This is a genomic window from Lentzea cavernae, assembly GCF_014653695.1.
In the GTDB taxonomy this organism is placed as follows: domain Bacteria; phylum Actinomycetota; class Actinomycetes; order Mycobacteriales; family Pseudonocardiaceae; genus Lentzea; species Lentzea cavernae.
This window is the reverse complement of the sequence record NZ_BNAR01000001.1, coordinates 705,175-722,797: the sequence shown is the minus strand read 5'-3', so window position 1 is coordinate 722,797 and position 17,623 is coordinate 705,175. Positions and strand designations below refer to the sequence as shown.

Sequence of the window (17,623 nt, the reverse complement as noted above, 5' to 3'; positions counted from 1 at the left end):
AGCCAAGGATGTTGGATCTTCCCGTCTGGGTGTGGGTCGCGACGATGGGCGGGATCGCCGCCATCATCGCGTTCGACTTCTACCTGGTGGTCCGCAAACCGCACGAACCGTCGTTCCGCGAATCTCTTTGCTGGGTGCTCTTCTACGTCGGCCTGGCCGTCCTGTTCGGACTCGGCGTCACGGTGTTCGCCGGGCCCGGCCACGGCGGTGAGTTCTTCGCCGGCTGGATCACCGAGTATTCGCTCAGCGTCGACAACCTGTTCGTGTTCGTGATCATCATGGCCAGGTTCGCGGTGCCGAGGGAGTACCGGCAGAAGGTGCTCATCGTCGGCATCGTCCTGGCCCTGCTGCTGCGAGCCGTGTTCATCGCCCTGGGAGCACAGGCGATCGCGCGTTTCGACTGGCTGTTCTACTTCTTCGGCGCCTTCCTGATCTTCACCGCGTGGAAGCTGCTGAAGCAGGACGAGGCCGAGGAGGCCGACGTCCCGGAGAACGCCGCTCTGCGTGCGGTCAAGAGGTTCCTGCCGGCCACCACGGTCTACCACGGTGCCGCGTTGACCACGCGCGTCGACGGCAAGCGCGTCGTGACGCCGATGCTGATCGTCATGGTCGCGGTCGGCACCACGGACCTGTTGTTCGCGGTGGACTCCATCCCGGCGATCTTCGGGCTCACCAAGGAGCCGTACCTGGTGCTGACCGCCAACGCCTTCGCGTTGATGGGCCTGCGCCAGCTCTTCTTCCTGGTGGGCGGTCTCCTGGATCGCCTGGTGCACCTGAGCAAGGGCCTCGCGGTGGTGCTCGCGTTCATCGGGTTCAAGCTCATCTTCGAAGCGATGCACCACCACGGTGTCTCGTGGGCTCCGGAGATCCCGATCGTGGTGTCCCTCGGGGTCATCGTCGCGACGCTCGCCGTCACGACGGTGTGGAGCCTGCACACCTCACGGCGGGCAGCGCGGTCCGCCGTGGAGGACGCCGAGAGTGCGCGCAGGAGCGATGAAGACGCTCCTGTGAAGGACTCTCAGCCGTGAATCGTGTGGCCTTCGGCGTCCTTGCCCTCGAAACCGGGGCGGAGCGTCCTGGCCACGGCCGCCTGGGCCTCGGCGTCCTTGCGCTGTTCCGTCAGCGCGGTGGACAGTCCGAGGCCCAGTGCGCGGCCGTCAGCGGAGGAACCACCGCGCGGCTGGGTCAGCGAGCGTGCGAAGTCCTTGAAGCGGGACATGGCTTTCCTTCTTTCACCCTCGATGGCGGTTCCCGGGGCGCGCAGGAGCCTGAGAGGCGCTGTGCCGCGGGAAGGTCAGGGCTGCGGCCGGGGTCATGTCCACCGGGTACCCGTTTCCCGGGCACTCAGCGGGGATCCTCCTGCGGGTCCTCGTCGACCCCGTCCCTGACGCGATTCAGCATACTGCGTTTTGTATGCAATCGGCCGCCATCGTGTCGCGGATCACCTGTACGGTACCAAATGACCGTTTTGGGTGATCTGACGACGATGGATCAGTCGCTGTCCGTGGAGCTCTCGGACGTCTTGCGGTCGTGGTAGGTCTGGCGGGTCTGCTCCGCGTGGTCGTGCATGACCTGCCCGGCCCGCTCGGCGTCGCCGTCGGCGATGGCCGCGACCAGCTCGGCGTGCTCGTTCCACGAGTCGCGGCTGCGCGGGCGGGCGATCGGGGTGTAGTACCAGCGCACCCGGCGGTCGACGAGTCCGATCATCTCGGACAGGACCTTGTTGCGGCCGATCGTCGCGACGGCCGCGTGCAGGTCGGCGTTCGCCTTGACCAGGCGCTCGACGTTCGCGCTGACCAGAGCCTCCTCGCCGGCCTTCTGCAGCTTCCTGAGAAGCTTCACGTCGGACGCGGTGGCGTGTTCGGCCGCGAGCTTGGCGGAGTAGGTCTCCAGCACGCTGCGCACGGCGAGCAACTGGTCGGCCTCCTCCTCGGTCGGGGTGTGCACGAAGGCGCCCTGGGCTGGGCGCAGGTCGACCCAGCCGTCGGTCTGCAGGCGCTGCAGGGCCTCGCGCACAGGCTGCCTGCTCACGCCCAGGTACTCGGCCAGCTCGGCCTCGACCAGGTGCTGGCCGGGGGCGAGGGTGCGGTTGACGATGAGCTCGAGCAGGGCGTCGTACACGGCCTGGCGCAGCGGTGCGGGCCGCTCGACCCGGCGGGTCGCCGCGGCACTGAGTGAGCCGCGGGGCGCCCTGCGGCCACTGGGCGAAGAGGTCATGCCGGACAGAATACAGCTTTTCGTATGCAAAAAGCACTTCTGGAGAACTGGGCGTGTTGTCCGTATACTGTATGCAATCTTGAGCGAGCGGGGCGTGCTATGAAGATCGCTGTTCTCGGAGCCGGGGCGATCGGTGCCTACGTCGGTGCGGCGTTGCATCGTGCGGGCGTGGAAGTACATCTGATCGCACGCGGAGCCCATCTCGCCGCGATGCGCGAGCACGGCGTGCGGGTGCTGAGCCCTCGCGGTGATTTCACCGCGCGTCCACACGCGACCTCCGACCCCGCCGAGGTGGGGGAGGTCGACTACGTCTTCCTAGGTCTGAAGGCGTACTCGTACGCGTCGTCAGCCGACCTGCTGGCGCCGTTGACGGGCCCGGACACCGCGGTGATCGCGGCGCAGAACGGGATCCCCTGGTGGTACTTCCACGGCATGACCGGCCATCCCCTTGAAGGCCGGCGGATCGAGGCCGTGGACCCCGGCGGGTCCGTCACCGCCGTGCTGCCCATGGAACGGGCGATCGGCTGCGTCGTCTACTGCTCGACGGAGATCGAGTCGCCGGGCGTGATCCGGCACCTGGAGGGCACGCGGTTCTCGATCGGCGAGCCCGACCGGTCGATTTCCCCGCGGTGCGTCGCGCTGAGCGAGGCGATGGTCGCGGGCGGGTTGAAGTGCCCGGTGGAGAAAGACGTCCGCGAGGACATCTGGATCAAGCTCATGGGCAACGTGGCGTTCAACCCGCTGAGCGCGCTGACCCGCGCGACCATGGTGGAGATCTGCGACCACGACGACAGCCGCGACCTCGTGGCCCAGATGATGGCGGAGACCCTGACCATCGCGCGGGCCGCGGGCTGCGACCCGCAGATCTCCATCGACAAGCGCATCGACGGTGCCCGCCGCGTCGGGCACCACAAGACGTCGATGCTGCAGGACCTCGAGGCCGGCAAGCGGCTGGAGATCGACGCGATCATCGCCGCGGTGGTGGAGATCGCCTCGCTGACCCGCGTGCCGGCGCCCACGTTGCGGCACGTCTACGCGGCGATCGACCTGCTGTCGCGCACGTCGCTGGTGTCCTGAGCCGAAAAACGGGGGGACGGTGCGTCGTCCACCGGCCCCCCGCCCCCCTTTCCCCCAGCGTCAGCTGCCGGTGGCCTTGCCGTCACCCCTCAGCTGAGCGGGCCCCCACGGCTTCAGGATCTCGAAGTGGTGCGGGTGAGCGACGGTGAGGCCGGTCCAGCAGTACTTGTAGTACGTGCCGTCGAGCTTGAAGTCGACCGTGGGCCCCTTCTTGCCGTCGATGCCGTCCTCGTCCCACATGATCACCTTGACGATCTTGCCCTTCCACTTCGGATCGTCGCTCCAGGTGCCGCGCAGGGTCACGCAGGCCTTGCCCCTGTTCTCGCGCCCCGGCGGCGTGAACTGGCGCGAGTCCATCGAGCAGCACATCTCGAAGGTGAAGTTGAACGGCAAAGCCGCTGCCTGACCGGACACCCCCTCGGCGGGGCCGGGCACCTCCTGGCTGGTGACCGGCAGGGCTTCGACCACCTCCTCCGGTGTGCCGGCCGCCCCCGCGGACCCGGCGAAGAGCGTCGTGAACAGCAGTGCGGCCGTACCGACGGCGGCAAGCGTCCTTCTCAGCATGGATTCCCCCTCCATTTGCCCCAGTTCATGGGGTGCCAAAAGAAGTAAACTGAGATGTCCAGCGGCTGTCAACTGGTGTGTGGACGAAAGCTCCGTTCCCTGCATCTCAGTTCATGGGCAGATCGCTAGGATGTCGCCATGGCTGAGGACGAAGGGGTGCTCGCGGCGCGGGTCGACCACCTGTTCCGCACGGTGCGTGCGGATGACGGCGGTGAGTACACCTTCGAGGAGGTCGCCGAGGCGATCAGGGCCAAGGGCGGCCCGACGATCTCCGCCACCTACCTGTGGCAGCTGCGCAAGGGCGTGCGGGACAACCCGACGAAGCGTCACGTCGAGGCGCTGGCGAGCTTCTTCGGCGTGCCGCCCGCGTACTTCTTCGACGCGGACGAGGCGGCGCGCATCGACGCGGAGCTCACGTTGCTCAATGCGCTGAGGGACGCGCCCGTGCGTCAGCTCGCCCTGCGGGCCAGGGGCCTGTCGGACAAGAGCCTCGCCACCATCGCCGACATGGTCGAGCGGGTGAGAGAGCTCGAAGGCCTGCCCCGGGAGGACGGCTCGAGGTGAGCGCCCGGAGGCTGCGCAAGCTCCTGCGCGGTCTGGACGTCCCGGTCCCGTTCGACGTGAGGTCGTTCGCGGACCGCATCGCCGAACGCCGGGGGCGGCCGATCCACCTCGTGCCCGTCGCCGGGCTCACCGGCGTCTGCGGCCTCTGGATCGCCACCGACACGGCGGACATGATCTTCTTCGAGGAGGAGACCGCGCCGTTCCACCAGGAACACATCGTGCTGCACGAGCTGGGCCACGTGCTGTGCGACCACTACCCGGCGTCCGCGAGCCTCACCGAACTGGCGGAGCTCCTGCTGCCCAGCCTCGACCCCGCGCTGGTCCGGCGCGTGCTCGGGCGTGCCGGGTACTCCACGGAGGAGGAACGCGAGGCGGAGATGCTCGCGACGCTCATCCGCCAGCGCGTGCACACCGGCACCACGCTGGCCGACCGCCTCCGCGCCGCGTTCGACGGCTTCCATGGGTGAGCTCCTGTTGCGGTACGCGCCGCCCGCCGTCGCGTGGCTGATGGTGTTCAGCTGGCGCGACGGCCAGGACGCGATCCGGCGGCTGTTCCTCGGGCTCGCCGTGTCGCTGACGGTGCTCACCCCGGCGGGACAGGTCGCGGTGGGGCACCTGACCGGGTCGAGCACCCTGGCCCGGTTGCTCGGGCACGCGGGGATGGTGCTCGTCGCGTGGTCGGCGCACGACCTCCTCGCTCACCTCAACGGCTTGCGGCGCAGCAGGTGGAGCACGTGGTGGACGGCGGGCATGTTCGGGGTGATGTGCCTGTTCTTCGCGCTGAAACCGAGCCTGCTTCCCCAGGCGCGGTGGGTCTTCGAGTACTGGGTGGCGTACCTGCTCACACTCGCGCCCGCGTTCGGCAACGTGATCCGGCTCGGCCTGCGCTACTCCCGCACCACCTCCGACCGGGCGCTGCGGCTCGGGCTGCGCCTGATCGCGACCGGCGCGGCGATGGCCCTGGTGTACCTGGTGAACAGGGTCGTGCGCATCGCGTCGAGCCGCTTCGAGTTCGGATACCCGCTGGGGTGGAGCTTCTGGATGAGCGCGGTGCTGCCCAACGCCGCCCACGTCGTCGTCCTCGCCGGTGCCGCCGTCCCGGCCGTGGCGGCCTGGCTGCGGCGGTACCGGCGGTACACCCGGCTCGAACCGCTCTGGAGGGCGCTGGCCGACGCGGACCCGCGGATCGCGCTCAACCCGCGCGTCGGCTGGTGGAACATGCGCATGCGCCTGTACCGGCGCGTGATCGAGATCCGCGACGGCCTGCTCGACCTCCAGCCGTGCCGCGACGCCGACGTCGCGGACGCCGCGCGCGGCAGGGCCGCGAGCCCGGCGGAGGTCGAGGCCGCGGTGGTCGCCGCCGCCATCAGGGCGCGGGGCGCGGCGCCCGCCAGGGTGGAGCCCGGTGCGGGAGCGCCGGACCTGGACGGTGACACCGCGTTCCTGTGCGAGGTGTCGGACGCGTTCGCACTGCTGGACGATCGCCGCGTACCGCACGCTTAAGGACTCACGCGTTGAGGAACTCCAGCGCCTGCTCGACGAACAGCTCGTGGTGCTGGAACAACGCGCCGTGCCCGGCGTCCGGGTAGATGCTCAGCTGGGCGTTCGGCAGGTACCGCGCGAGGTTGAACGAGCTGATCGTCGGAGTCATGACGTCGTTGTCCCCGTTGACGACCAGCACCGGCTGACGGACGTTCGCGAGGCCCTCGGGCGAGCTCTTCAGCTCCCAGTTCGCGAGCGCCGCCGCCTGAGCGCCGATGGTCTCGTTGGTCACCTCGGCGTCGCGGTCCTCGGTCCGCTCGTTGAGCCGTGCGAGGAACGCGTCGGCGGCGCCCTGGCTCGAGGCGGTGGGGGAGAAGAACAGCACGTGCTTCGGGTGCTTGCCCTCGGCGGCCGACTGCTGGAGTGCGTTCTGCAGCAACGCCAGCGCGTTGGCGGGGCCCTCGTCGCCCGCGGGTGAGGTGCCGGCGAGGACCATCCGGCGCACCAGACCGGGTTCCCGCTGGGCGAGAACCTGCGCGATCATGCCGCCCATCGACACCCCGAGCAGGTCGACCTGGTCGAAGCCCAGCGCGCGCACGAACGCGGCGAGGTCGGTGGCCATGGCCTCCACGGTGTCCGGGGTGGTGCCGCCCGAGCCGCCCACGCCGCGCAGGTCGACCAGGACGACGCGGTGCCGCCCCGCCAGGCCGTCGACCACGGCGGGGTCCCAGTCGTCGAGGACCGCGGTGAAGTGGTGCAGGAGCACCAGCGGCACCCCTTCGGTGAGGCCGGTCTCGCGGTAGGCGAACGGGGTGCCGTCGACGTCGACGGTGCGCGTGACAGCGGTGTTTGCAGACATGGTTCCCTCGCGAATGCATAGAATAACGATCGCTATGTAACGAGCGTGATCCTATGATCATGGACCTACCGGAAGTCAAGTCGGGAGTTTTGCGTGCGGTACGCGAAGGACCACAAGGAGCAGGCCAGGGCCGCGATCCTGGCCGCCGCGGCACGCCGGATGAAGGAGAAGGGCTTCCACGGTGTCGGCGTGGACGGCCTCGCCGCCGCGGCCGGGGTCACCTCCGGTGCGATCTACTCCCACTTCGGGAGCAAGGAAGCCGTTCTGGAGCAGGTGATCCGCGAGCAGGTCGGCGCGGAGTTCGGGATCCTCGACGGCGTCGAGCCGGAGGAACGGCGGCGCCTGCTCGTCGAGTTCCTCTACTCCTACCTGGGCGACGGGCACGTCGAGGCCGTCGCCGACGGGTGCGTGATGCTGGCGCTGACCGCGGACGTCGCGCGAGCCGGCGACCCGGTTCGGGCGGTGTACCAGCTGCGGATCTCCCGCCTGGTGGCACTGCTCGCCCCTGCCATGCCGGGGGACTCCGAGGAGCGGAAACGCCGGGCGTGGGCCGTGGTCGCGGCCATCGTCGGGGCGGTCTCGATCGCGCGTGCGCTACCGGACGCGGCGCACAGCCAGGCCGTCCGCGAGGCCACCCTCCGCTCGGTGGAAGCGATCATCACGCAGCCCTGACCCGCTGGGGCGATCTCGGGCAGTTGCGCAACAGAACCGCATCTGGGGCTAGCGCATACCTAAGATTGCATACAGTATGGACGTCAGGAGGTGCAGACCATGAGCAGGCGGAAGAAGACCGAGCCCTACGTGCGGCTGACCCAGCCCCTGGTGCGCGACGCGGGAGTCCTGCGGCCGGCCACCTGGGACGAGGCGCTCGACAAGGCAGCAGAGGGCTTCCGCAGGAACGTGGCCAACGGGGGCCCGGACGCGTTCGGCATGTTCTCCTGTGCGCGGGCCACCAACGAGATGAACTACATGGCCCAGAAGTTCACCAGGGCCGTGATCGGGACGAACAACGTCGACAGCTGCAACCGCACCTGTCACGCGCCGAGCGTCGCAGGGCTTGCGAAGGTGTTCGGCAGCGGTGGCGGAACCTCCTCCTACCAGGAGATCGAGGACGCCGACCTGATCGTCCTGTGGGGGTCGAACGCGCGGGAGGCGCACCCGATCTTCTTCCAGCACGTGCTCAAGGCCGTCAACAGGGGCGCGAAGCTCTACGTCGTCGACCCGCGGCTGACCAGCACCGGCAAGTGGGCGCACAGGTGGTTGCGGCTCAAGGTCGGCACGGACATCCCATTGGCGCACGCCATCGCGCGGGAGATCATCGCGTCGAACCTGACGAACATGTCGTTCGTCGAACGCGCGACCGAGGGCTTCAGTGAGTTCGTGAAGGCCGTCGAACCGTGGACGTTGCCGGTCGCGGAGCTGGAGACCGGGGTGCCGGCCGAGCTGATCCGCGAGCTCGCGCACGCCTACGCCAAGGCGGACCGCGGGCAGCTCAGCTGGACGCTCGGCATCACCGAGCACCACAACGGCACCAACAACGTGCTGAGCCTGATCAACCTGTCGCTGCTGACCGGGCAGGTCGGGCGGTACGGCGCGGGGCTCAACCCGTTGCGCGGGCAGAACAACGTGCAGGGCGGCGGCGACATGGGCGCCATCCCCGACCGGCTGCCCGGCTTCCAGGACATCACGGACCCGAGCGTCGCCAAGAAGTTCAACGACGCGTGGGGCTCGAACTTCAAGGCCGCCAAGGGGTGGAACCTCACCCAGATGCTGGAGGCGATGGAACGCGGTGACATGACCACCGTGTACATCATCGGCGAGAACCCGGTGCAGTCCGAGGCCGACTGCGAGCACACGATCAAGCGACTGTCCAATCTGGACCACGTCGTGGTGCAGGACATCTTCCTCACCAAGACCGCGCAGCTCGCCCACGTCGTGCTGCCCGCGGCCGCGGCGTGGTGCGAGACCGACGGCACGTTCACCAACAGCGAGCGCCGGGTCCAGCGGGTCCGCAAGGCGCTGACCCCGCCCGAGGGTGCGCGCGACGACATCGAGATCATGGGTGAGATCGCGGTCAGGCTCGGCGCGGACTGGCAGCACAAGACCGGCCAGGACGTCTGGGACGAGCTGCGCGGTCTGTCGCCGATCCACACCGGCATGACCTACGACCGGCTCGAGAAGCTCGGCGGCATCCAGTGGCCGTGCCCGAGCGAGGACTCCCTCGAACCCAGCTTCCTGCACGGCAGGCTCTGGGAGGACGACCCGGTCAAGCGCGGCATGCCCGCCACGTTCTCGCCGGTGCCGCACAGCCCGCCCGTTGACGAGCTGACCGAGGACTTCCCGTTCCGGCTCACGACCGGGCGGCGGCTCGACTCCTACAACACCGGTGTGCAGTCCCACGGTTTCGAGTCGCCGTTGCGCATCGGCGAGACGCTCGACCTCTGTCCCGAGGACGCCGCGATGCTCGGGGTCCAGGCCGGTGAGGAGGTGGCGATCACGAGCAGGCGCGGGCAGATCCAGGCGCCGGTGCGGATCGACGACGGACTGACACCGGGCCTGGTGTTCATGACGTTCCACTTCCCGGACGAGATCGACGTCAACGTGCTCACGATCGAGGCGACCTGCCCGATCGCCGGCACGGCGGAGTACAAGGCCGCGGCAATCCGCATCGAGAAGCTTCCGGTGAAGGTGGGCTGAGTGGATCTCAAACTGCTCGACGTCGAACCATCCGAGGCCGAACGCGTCGTCGTGGACCTGTTCACCGGGATGGGGCGGGACCAGCTGCTGCCCGCCCTGCACGCGGTCAACGACAGGGTCGGCTGGATCAGCCAGGGCGCGCTGAACCACATCTGCCGCGTCCTACACGTCCCGCTGGCCGAGGCTTACGGGGTGGCGAGCTTCTACTCGCTGTTCTCGCTCTCCGAACGGCCGGCGAAGGTCGTGCACGTCTGCGTCGACCTGGCCTGCCAGGTCAACGGCGCGAAGTCGTTGTGCGACAGGCTGACCGGCGAGCTCGGCCCGGCCGGTGCGAAGAGCGGGTGGTTGCGCAGCCCGTGCCTCGGGGTGTGCGAGAAGGCTCCGGTCGCGCTCGCGTTCGAGGCGGGGGAGGTGGCGACCGAACAACTCCTGGCGCCCACCACCGCCGACGAGGTGATCGCGGTGGCGGCCGCCGGTCCCTCTCATGTGGACGGTGGGCGCGCGGAGGTGCCGCAGGCCGGTGCGGCCGGCCTGCGGCTGCTCAAACGGGTTGGTGTCGTCGACCCGGAGTCGCTCGACGACTACCGGGCGACGGGCGGCTACGCGGCGTTGCGGACGGCTCTCCTGCTGGGACCGTCCGGGGTGATTCGCGAGGTCACCGACGCCAAGCTGATGGGCCGCGGCGGTGCGGCGTTCCCGACAGGACGCAAGTGGGACGCGACCGCCCGCCAACCCGTGCGACCGCACTACCTCGTCTGCAACGCGGACGAGAGCGAGCCCGGCACGTTCAAGGACCGGCTGCTGATGGAGGGCGACCCGTACGCGGTGATCGAGTCGATGACGATCGCCGGGTTCGCGGCCGGCTGCTCGCGCGGCTACCTCTACCTGCGCGGCGAGTACCCGCGGGCACTGCACCTGCTGCGCAACGCGATAGCCCGCGCTCGTGAGCGGAACTACCTCGGCGACGACATCATGGGCCACGAGGGTTTCTCGTTCGAGATCGAGATCCGGCGCGGCGCGGGTGCCTACATCTGCGGCGAGGAAACGGCGATCTTCAACTCGATCGAGGGCTTTCGCGGAGAACCCCGGTCGAAGCCGCCGTTCCCGGTGGAGTCGGGGCTCTTCGGCAAACCGACCGTGGTCAACAACGTGGAGACGCTGGTCAACGTGCCGGTGATCCTCACGGAGGGGTGCGAGGCCTACACCCGCATCGGCACCCCCGGTTCCGCCGGCCCGAAGCTCTTCTGCCTGTCGGGCAACGTCAGTCGTCCGGGCGTGTACGAGGTGCCGTTCGGCACCACGCTCGGGGAACTCCTCGACCTGGCGGGTGGCGTGCCGCCAGGACGGGAGCTGCGAGCGGTACTGCTCGGCGGGGCGGCAGGCGGGTTCGTCCGCCCGGACGAGCTCGACCTGCCGCTCACCATGGAGGACGCGCGGGCGGCGAACACCACGCTCGGGTCCGGTGTCGTGCTGGTGCTCGACGACACGGCCGACCTGGGCAGCTTCCTGTTGCGCATCGCCGCGTTCTTCCGCGACGAGTCGTGCGGGCAGTGCGTGCCGTGCCGGATCGGCACCGTGCGCCAGGAGGAGGCGATGGCCCGGCTGGTGGGCAAGCGCCCGCTGAGCACCAGCGCGGAGGATCTCCAGCTGTTGCGGGAAGTCGGGCAGGTCATGCGCGACTCGTCCATCTGCGGTCTGGGCCAGACGGCCTGGAACGCCATCGAATCGGCCCTCGACCGGCTGGGTTACGCAACGGAGGCGACGTCATGACCATCGTCGAGATCGGCCTTCCGAAGCGACTGGTCGAGATGACCCTCGACGGCGAGTCCGTGCGCGTGCCCGAGGGTGCGACGATCCTGGACGCCTGTGCTGCCAGGGGAAAGTCGATCCCGACGCTCTGCTACGGCGACACCCTGAAACCCGCAAACGCTTGCCGCGTCTGCATGGTCGAGGTCGAGGGGGCGCGCACACTCGTGCCGTCGTGCTCGCGCAAGGTCGAGCCGGGCATGGTCGTGCACACGGAGTCCGAACGCACGAAGCACAGCCGCAAGCTCGTGCTGGAACTTCTCGGGTCCGCCACGGACCTCTCCACCACGCCGCACGTGGACGAGTGGATGTCCGCGTGCGGTGCCGACCCCTCCCGCTTCGGTCCGCCGGCACCGCCGTCGGCCGACCGGGACGACCGCCGGCCCGGCGAGCACGAGGAGCCGGACGGCCAGACGGCCGCCACCGTGCGGCAACCGGCCAAAGTGGACAATCCGCTGTACGTCCGCGATCTGAGCAAGTGCATCCTGTGTTACAAGTGCGTGGACGCGTGCGGCGACCAGTGGCAGAACACGTTCGCGATCTCGGTGGCCGGCCGCGGCTTCGACTCGCGGATCTCCACGGAGTTCTCCACGCCGCTGCCCGAAAGCGCTTGCGTGTACTGCGGCAACTGCATCGAGGTCTGTCCGACCGGTGCGCTGAGCTTCAAGCGCGAGCACGACAAGCGCGAAGACGGGACCTGGGACGAAGAGGCCCAGACGCAGACCACGACCATCTGCACGTTCTGCGGCGTCGGGTGCAACCTCACCCTGCACGTGCAGGACAACGAGATCGTGAAGGTCACGTCTCCGCACGAAAGCACCGTCACGCACGGAAACCTGTGCATCAAGGGCCGGTTCGGCTGGCAGCACGTGCAGAACCGCTGACCACGCGCGGTCAATCCCGCTCGACAGGGAGGGCGCTCCGATGTCGTTGATCCTCAAGCCCGGCACCTCGTGGGACGAGGTCTACTCGCAGTGCGTGGCGATCGCACCCGAGGCGTTCCACGAAGATCGGCTGCTCAACCACTTCGCCGGCCAGTGGAGCCGGTCCGGTGAACCGGTGCCCGCCACCACGCCGGTCGACGGCACCACCATCGCGGGCCCGCCCTTCCTCGACTTCGACGTCGCGGGACGGGCGGTGGTCGCGGCCGTCGACCAGCACATCGAGTGGGGCCACGTGCCCCTCGCGGAACGCAAGGCCCGCGTGTCGGAGGCGCTGGACGCCCTGACCGAGCACCGCGACCTGCTGTCGTTGCTGCTGGTGTGGGAGATCGGCAAGCCGTGGCGGCTCGCGACGGCCGACGTCGACCGCTGCATCGAGGGCGTGCGCTGGTACGTCGAGGAGATCGACTCCATGCTGGCGGGCCGTGCGCCGCTGAACGGCCCGGTCAGCAACATCGCCTCGTGGAACTACCCGATGAGCGTGCTGATGCACGCGATGCTGGTGCAGGCGTTGGCGGGCAACGCCGTCATCGCCAAGGCGCCGACCGATGGTGGCGTGAGCTGCCTGACGCTCGCGACCGCGCTGGCCGTGCGGTCGGGGCTGCCGCTGACGCTGGTGTCCGGAAGCGGGAGCGAGCTCGCGCCGGTGCTGGTCGGGTCGTCGTTCCTGGGCTGCGTGTCCTTCGTGGGCGGTCGTGACGTCGGCAGTTCGATCGCGACGCGCCTGGTCGACTCGAACCGCCGCCACGTCCTGGAGCAGGAGGGCCTGAACTGCTGGGGCGTCTGGGAGACCGACTCCTGGGACGTGCTCGGCACGCAGATCCGCAAGGCGTTCGACTACGGCAAGCAGCGCTGCACCGCCTATCCGCGTTACGTCGTGCAGAGGTCGTTGTTCGACAAGTTCCTGAGCGTCTACCTGCCCGCGGTGCGCGACGTGAAGTTCGGCCACCCGCTCGCCGTCGCCTCGCCCGGCGACGACCTGCCGGAGCTCGACTTCGGACCGTTGATCAACGACGCGAAGGCCAAGGAGCTCGGCGACGTCGTGGACGAGGCGATCAGGGCCGGCGGTGTGCCGCTGTACCGGGGAACGGCGGACTCCGGCCGGTTCCTGCCGGGCCAGCAGACCGCGGCCTACCTCGCGCCGGTCGCGATCCTCGACCCGCCGCGCTCGTCCGTGCTGCACCACGCCGAACCGTTCGGGCCGGTCGACACGATCGTCCTGGTGGACACCGAGGCCGAGTTGGTGGCCGCGATGAACGCCTCGAACGGCGCCCTGGTCGCGTCTCTGGCCTGTGACGACGAGGCCACGGCGCGAAGGCTCAGCGAGGACGTCCAGGCGTTCAAGGTCGGCATCAACAAGCCCCGGTCGCGGGGTGACCGGGACGAGGTGTTCGGCGGGCGCGGCGCCTCGTGGCGCGGAGCGTTCGTGGGAGGCTCGTTGCTGGTCCACGCCGTGACGGAGGGCCCGCCCGGCGAACGCCCGTACGGCAACTTCCCCTCCTACTCGCTCTACCCGCCCACGTGACGTACCGGGCGGACCTGCTCCGCATCGTGCAGAACGTGGTGGCGCCCAACGCCGCCGACGTCGACCAGCACTCCAGGTTCCCGCGCGCCGCCCTGAACGCCCTGGGCGCGCGGGGGTTGCTGGGGATGACGATCTCCCGCACGGTCGGCGGGGGAGGCCAGGACGTCAGGTCGGCCGGACGGGTGGTCGAGCAGGTCGCGAGGGTGTGCGGCGCGACGGCCTCGGTGCTGCGGTCGCACTACTCGGCCGCCGCGGTGCTCGATCGCTCCGGCCCGCACTGGCTGCGCAGCGAGATCGCGGCCGGCCGGCACCTGTCGACGCTCGCGGCCTTCGGTTCGGCCGGTGAGGTGTCGACGCACGGTGACGTGGTGCAGGTGCGGGCGCGCAAGAGCTGGGTGATCGCGGCCGGGGAGGCGGACAGCTACGTCTGGTCGTGCGGTTCGGCGCTGTGGCTCGTTCCCGCCGAGGCCCCAGGTCTGCTGGTGCCGGCCGACCACGCCGGGATGGGCCTGCGGGGGACCGTGGCCACGTGCGTGGAGGCGGATCCGGTGCGGGTGCCGGCGTCGAACCGGCTGTGGTCGGAGGAGCTCGCGTTCCCGTGGTTCATGGTGCTCGGGGCCGCGGTGTCGCTGGGGCTGATGGAGGGCTCGCTGGCGGCGGCGATCGGCCACCTCGGTGGCGGTGATCCGCGCACGCGGTCCGACCTGGCCCGCATGCGGTTGCGGACCGACGCGCTCAGGATCCTGTTCAACGACACGGTGTCCGCGGTGACGTGGCATCCGGAACGGTGCCTGGACCGGGTGCGGCTGCTGGCGGTCACCGCGACCGAGGCGGCGGTCGCGGTGACGGACCTCGCGATGAAGGTGTGCGGGGACGCGGCGTTCCGGCGGGACCTGGGGATCGAGCGCCGGTTCCGGGACGCGCGGGCGGCCGCGGCGATCGAGCCGACCGTGGACGTCCTGCTGGAGTCGGTGGAGATCTGATCGCCGGGGGCGCCCGCTAGAGGCGCCCCCGGACCTCGTCGGCCTTCGGCTCGCCCAGTTCCTCGAACAACGTCACCGACTCCAGCCAGCACTTCTCCGCACCGCGGCGGTCGCCGAGACCGTCCAGTGCCAGCCCGAGGTTGTCGAGCGACTCCGCCTGCCCGTAGAGGTCGCCGATCGCCCGGAACGTCTCCAGCGCCCGGTCGACGTGGGACACGGCCTCGGGGAAGTCGAGCAGCCCCCGGTACACCTCGCCGATGTTGTTGAGCAGGATGGCCTCGCTGTACGGGTCCTTGATCTCCTGCCGGATCTCCAGCGCCCGCAGGTACCGGGCCAGCGCGACGTCGAACCGGCCCGCGTCGGCGTGCAGGAGGCCGATGTTGTTGAGGAGCACCGCCTCGGTGTGCGCGTTGCCGAGCTCGCGGGCGATCTCGGCGGACTGCTCGTAGCACGCCAGGGCCTCGTCGACCCTGGCCAGCACCATGTACGCGACGCCGAGGTTGTTCAGGGCGGGCTCCTGGCGGGACCTGTCCCCGGTCGCGCGGAAGATCGCGAGAGCCTGCTGGGTCAGCTCGATCGCCTCGTCGTGCCGCCGGACCTCGCGCAGCGCGATGCCCAGGGTGATCAGCATCCGGCCCTCGGCGTCGCGGTGACCGACCGATCGTGCGGCGGCCAGTGCGACGCCGTGCGTGTCGAGCCAGTCCGCCCAGTGCTTGCGCAGGTTGAAGAAGTCCCACAGGCACTGGGCGAGGCTCCACGAGTGCTCCGGCAGGTCGTGCTCGGCGGCGTCGCGCACCGCCGCGACGAGGTTCGCGCGTTCGGTGTCGCACCACCGCAGAGCGGCGTCCCTGTCGGCGAACGCGCGCGGGTGCACGGCCGGGTCCGGCGTCGCGATCTCCAGCTTGCGCTGGGGGTTCAGCTGTTGCGCGCTCTGCCACGACGTGTGCACGTACCAGTCGAGCACCCGGCGCCGTGCCAGGGCGCGGGCGGGCGGCGGTTCTGCGGCCATGACCTGTTCGACGGCGTACGCGCGCAACAGGTCGTGCAGGCTGTAGCGGCCGGGGGTGTGCTGCTGCAGCAGGTGTTCGTCGAGCAACGTCTCCAGCAGGTCGCCCGCCTCGTGCGCGGTCAGCCCGGCGAGGGCGGCGGCGGACTCGGCGGTGACGTCCTCTCCCGGGTGGAGTCCGAGGAGGCGAAACAGACGCCTCTGGTTGTCGGGCAACGCCTGGTACGAGAGGTCGAACACGCCCCGCACACCGAGACCGCCTCCCCGTTCCAGCTGCGCCACCAGGTCGCTCGGCGTCCACTGTGGACGACGAGCGAGCCGTTTGGCGGCCAGCGCCACGGCGATCGGCAGGTGCCCGCACAGGTCCGCGATGCGTTCCGCGGCCTCGCGATCGGCCTGCACGCGGTCCTCACCGGCGATCCGGGACAGCAGCGCCAGGGCCTCGGCGGGCGTGAAGACGTCCAGGAAGACGGACTTCACGCCGTCGAGCTGCAGCAGCGTGCGGCGGCTGGTGATCAGCACCATGCAGGTGGCGCTGCCCGGCAGCAGCGGGCGCACCTGGTCCTCACCGGCGGCGTTGTCGAGCAGCACCAGCGCGCGCTTGCCCGTCAGCCGGTCGCGGTAGAGCGCGGCCCGTTCGTCCAGCGACTCGGGGATCTGCGCGCCGGGCACCCCCAGCAGGCGCAGGAAGCCCTCGAGCACCGCGGACGGTTCCGCGGGCAGCTCGTCGGCGTCGAAGCCGTGCAGATCGGCCCACAGTTGCACGTCGGGGAAACGCTGAACGAGCCGGTGGGCCGCGCGGACCGCCAGCTTCGTCTTGCCGACCCCGGCCATGCCCTCGATCGCGGAGATCACGACGGTGGTCTGCGGCCCCGGTTCGCACAGCCGCCGCAGTTCGGCCTCGCGCCCGGTGAACTCGGCGATGTCCATCGGCAGCTGGCGGTGCGCGTTCAGGGCCGCGGGCGAGGGCACCCGGCTCTCGAGGATCACCTGCTGCAACTGGCGCAACCGCGCGCCCGGTTCGACGCCCACCTGCTCGACCACGTGCTCACGTGCCGTCGCGTAGGCCTCCAGCGCCTCGCCGCGGCGGCCGGAGCGGTCCAGCGCCAGCATCAGCTGCGCCCAGAGCTCCTCGCGCAACGGGTGCAGCGCCGACTCCCGCCGCAGCCGGTCGATCACGTCGTCGAACCGGCCGAGCTCGATCGACGCCCTGGCGTGCCTCTCGACGGCCGTGAGCCTGCGTTCCTGGATCCGGGTGAACTCGGCGCGCAGCAACGGCCCCGCGTTCAGCTCGGCGGTGGGAATGCCGTGCCACCGGGCCAGGGCCTGGGCGAAGAACGCGGCCGCCGCTTCGGCGTCGTTGTCCGTGAGAGCGTTCTCACCCTCGCGGACCAGCTGGTCGAACGCCTCGAGGTCGAGCTCGCCGGGTTCGACCGTGAGCTGGTAGCCGTGGCCGGGACGGGTGACCAGCCGGTCGCCGAGGACCTTGCGCAACCCGGCGACGTACGTGCGCAGGTTCGACTCGGGCGACACCGGCGGCGAGTCCCAGACCGCCTCCGTCAGCTGTGGGACGCTGACCGCCTCGTTCGCGTGCAGCAACAGCATGGTGAGCACCGCGCGCTGCCTGGGTCCGCCCAGCTCCAGCAGTGTGCCCGACCGCCGTACCGCCAGCGAGCCGAGCAACAGGAACTCCACGGGTCGATCGCTCCTCGATGATCCAGGCGTTGGGTGCGACCACCATCCTCGCGCACTTCTCGGGGGTCTGTGCGCTGCCTGGGCGAAATCTGTGCACGCCCCCTGTCATCTTTGTGTCCAGATCCGGTACCTGCGCCGCCGGGCCCGAAAGCTCCTGGGAGTGGGGGTCGGCGCAGTTGCCGGGTCCGGTTCCCCCAGAACCCGGCC

General features: G+C 69.9%; 16 protein-coding genes. 11 read left to right on the top strand and 5 right to left on the bottom strand.

Annotation, left to right across the window (positions count from 1 at the left end; all coding sequences use genetic code 11):
* Nucleotides 1-11 precede the first annotated feature (11 nt).
* Nucleotides 12-1,028, top strand: coding sequence for a TerC family protein (locus IE307_RS03195; protein ID WP_191296478.1), 1,017 nt, complete (start codon nt 12-14; stop codon nt 1,026-1,028).
* Here the strand turns inward: IE307_RS03195 and IE307_RS03190 are convergent.
* Nucleotides 1,019-1,219 (bottom strand): hypothetical protein, encoded by a 201-nt coding sequence (locus IE307_RS03190; RefSeq protein WP_191295895.1) that lies wholly within the window; start codon nt 1,217-1,219, stop codon nt 1,019-1,021. The two genes, IE307_RS03195 and IE307_RS03190, sit on opposite strands and share 10 nt — an antisense overlap.
* A gap of 272 nt (nt 1,220-1,491) precedes the next feature.
* Nucleotides 1,492-2,217 (bottom strand): GntR family transcriptional regulator, encoded by a 726-nt coding sequence (locus tag IE307_RS03185; RefSeq protein WP_191295894.1) that lies wholly within the window; start codon nt 2,215-2,217, stop codon nt 1,492-1,494.
* Nucleotides 2,218-2,316: 99 nt separating this feature from the next.
* Here IE307_RS03185 and IE307_RS03180 point away from each other — a divergent pair, with 99 nt between their 5' ends.
* Nucleotides 2,317-3,294 (top strand): 2-dehydropantoate 2-reductase, encoded by a 978-nt coding sequence (locus tag IE307_RS03180; protein ID WP_191295893.1) that lies wholly within the window; start codon nt 2,317-2,319, stop codon nt 3,292-3,294.
* Nucleotides 3,295-3,354: 60 nt separating this feature from the next.
* On the opposite strand, the gene IE307_RS03175 is transcribed toward IE307_RS03180, so the two are convergent.
* Nucleotides 3,355-3,858, bottom strand: a complete 504-nt coding sequence (locus tag IE307_RS03175; protein ID WP_191295892.1) for a hypothetical protein — start codon at nt 3,856-3,858, stop codon at nt 3,355-3,357.
* Nucleotides 3,859-3,996: 138 nt separating this feature from the next.
* Here IE307_RS03175 and IE307_RS03170 point away from each other — a divergent pair, with 138 nt between their 5' ends.
* The 3 genes from IE307_RS03170 to IE307_RS03160 are packed head-to-tail and all read left to right on the top strand — an operon-like array spanning nt 3,997 to nt 5,925.
* Nucleotides 3,997-4,422, top strand: coding sequence for a helix-turn-helix domain-containing protein (locus IE307_RS03170; protein ID WP_191295891.1), 426 nt, complete (start codon nt 3,997-3,999; stop codon nt 4,420-4,422).
* Nucleotides 4,419-4,889 carry a hypothetical protein gene (locus IE307_RS03165; RefSeq protein ID WP_191295890.1) on the top strand — a complete coding sequence of 157 codons (471 nt, stop codon included), beginning with the start codon at nt 4,419-4,421 and terminating at the stop codon, nt 4,887-4,889. Before IE307_RS03170 ends, IE307_RS03165 begins: the two co-directional genes overlap by 4 nt.
* Entirely contained in the window at nt 4,882-5,925 is a 1,044-nt protein-coding gene (locus IE307_RS03160) for an MAB_1171c family putative transporter (RefSeq protein WP_191295889.1), read from the top strand. The genes IE307_RS03165 and IE307_RS03160 overlap by 8 nt, the downstream gene beginning before the upstream one ends.
* A gap of 4 nt (nt 5,926-5,929) precedes the next feature.
* Here IE307_RS03160 and IE307_RS03155 read toward each other — a convergent pair whose 3' ends face one another.
* Entirely contained in the window at nt 5,930-6,763 is an 834-nt protein-coding gene (locus IE307_RS03155) for an alpha/beta fold hydrolase (RefSeq protein ID WP_191295888.1), read from the bottom strand.
* A gap of 93 nt (nt 6,764-6,856) precedes the next feature.
* On the opposite strand from IE307_RS03155, the gene IE307_RS03150 reads away from it, so the two are divergent.
* From IE307_RS03150 to IE307_RS03125, 6 genes are all read left to right on the top strand, one after another.
* On the top strand, nt 6,857-7,435 hold the full coding sequence (locus IE307_RS03150) for a TetR/AcrR family transcriptional regulator (protein ID WP_191295887.1): 579 nt from the start codon (nt 6,857-6,859) through the stop codon (nt 7,433-7,435).
* Nucleotides 7,436-7,534: 99 nt separating this feature from the next.
* Nucleotides 7,535-9,460 (top strand): molybdopterin oxidoreductase family protein, encoded by a 1,926-nt coding sequence (locus tag IE307_RS03145; protein WP_191295886.1) that lies wholly within the window; start codon nt 7,535-7,537, stop codon nt 9,458-9,460.
* The gene (locus IE307_RS03140; protein WP_191295885.1) at nt 9,461-11,230 is read left to right on the top strand and encodes an NAD(P)H-dependent oxidoreductase subunit E; all 1,770 of its coding nucleotides are present in this window, start codon (nt 9,461-9,463) and stop codon (nt 11,228-11,230) included.
* Nucleotides 11,227-12,150 carry a 2Fe-2S iron-sulfur cluster-binding protein gene (locus IE307_RS03135; RefSeq protein WP_191295884.1) on the top strand — a complete coding sequence of 308 codons (924 nt, stop codon included), beginning with the start codon at nt 11,227-11,229 and terminating at the stop codon, nt 12,148-12,150. The genes IE307_RS03140 and IE307_RS03135 overlap by 4 nt, the downstream gene beginning before the upstream one ends.
* Nucleotides 12,151-12,190: 40 nt before the next feature.
* Nucleotides 12,191-13,732 (top strand): aldehyde dehydrogenase family protein, encoded by a 1,542-nt coding sequence (locus IE307_RS03130; RefSeq protein WP_191295883.1) that lies wholly within the window; start codon nt 12,191-12,193, stop codon nt 13,730-13,732.
* Nucleotides 13,729-14,715 (top strand): acyl-CoA dehydrogenase family protein, encoded by a 987-nt coding sequence (locus IE307_RS03125; protein ID WP_191295882.1) that lies wholly within the window; start codon nt 13,729-13,731, stop codon nt 14,713-14,715. The genes IE307_RS03130 and IE307_RS03125 overlap by 4 nt, the downstream gene beginning before the upstream one ends.
* A 16-nt stretch (nt 14,716-14,731) precedes the next feature.
* Here the strand turns inward: IE307_RS03125 and IE307_RS03120 are convergent, their stop codons facing one another.
* Complete coding sequence (locus IE307_RS03120) at nt 14,732-17,416, bottom strand: AfsR/SARP family transcriptional regulator (RefSeq protein ID WP_191295881.1); 2,685 nt, start codon at nt 17,414-17,416, stop codon at nt 14,732-14,734.
* Nucleotides 17,417-17,623: the final 207 nt, after the last annotated feature.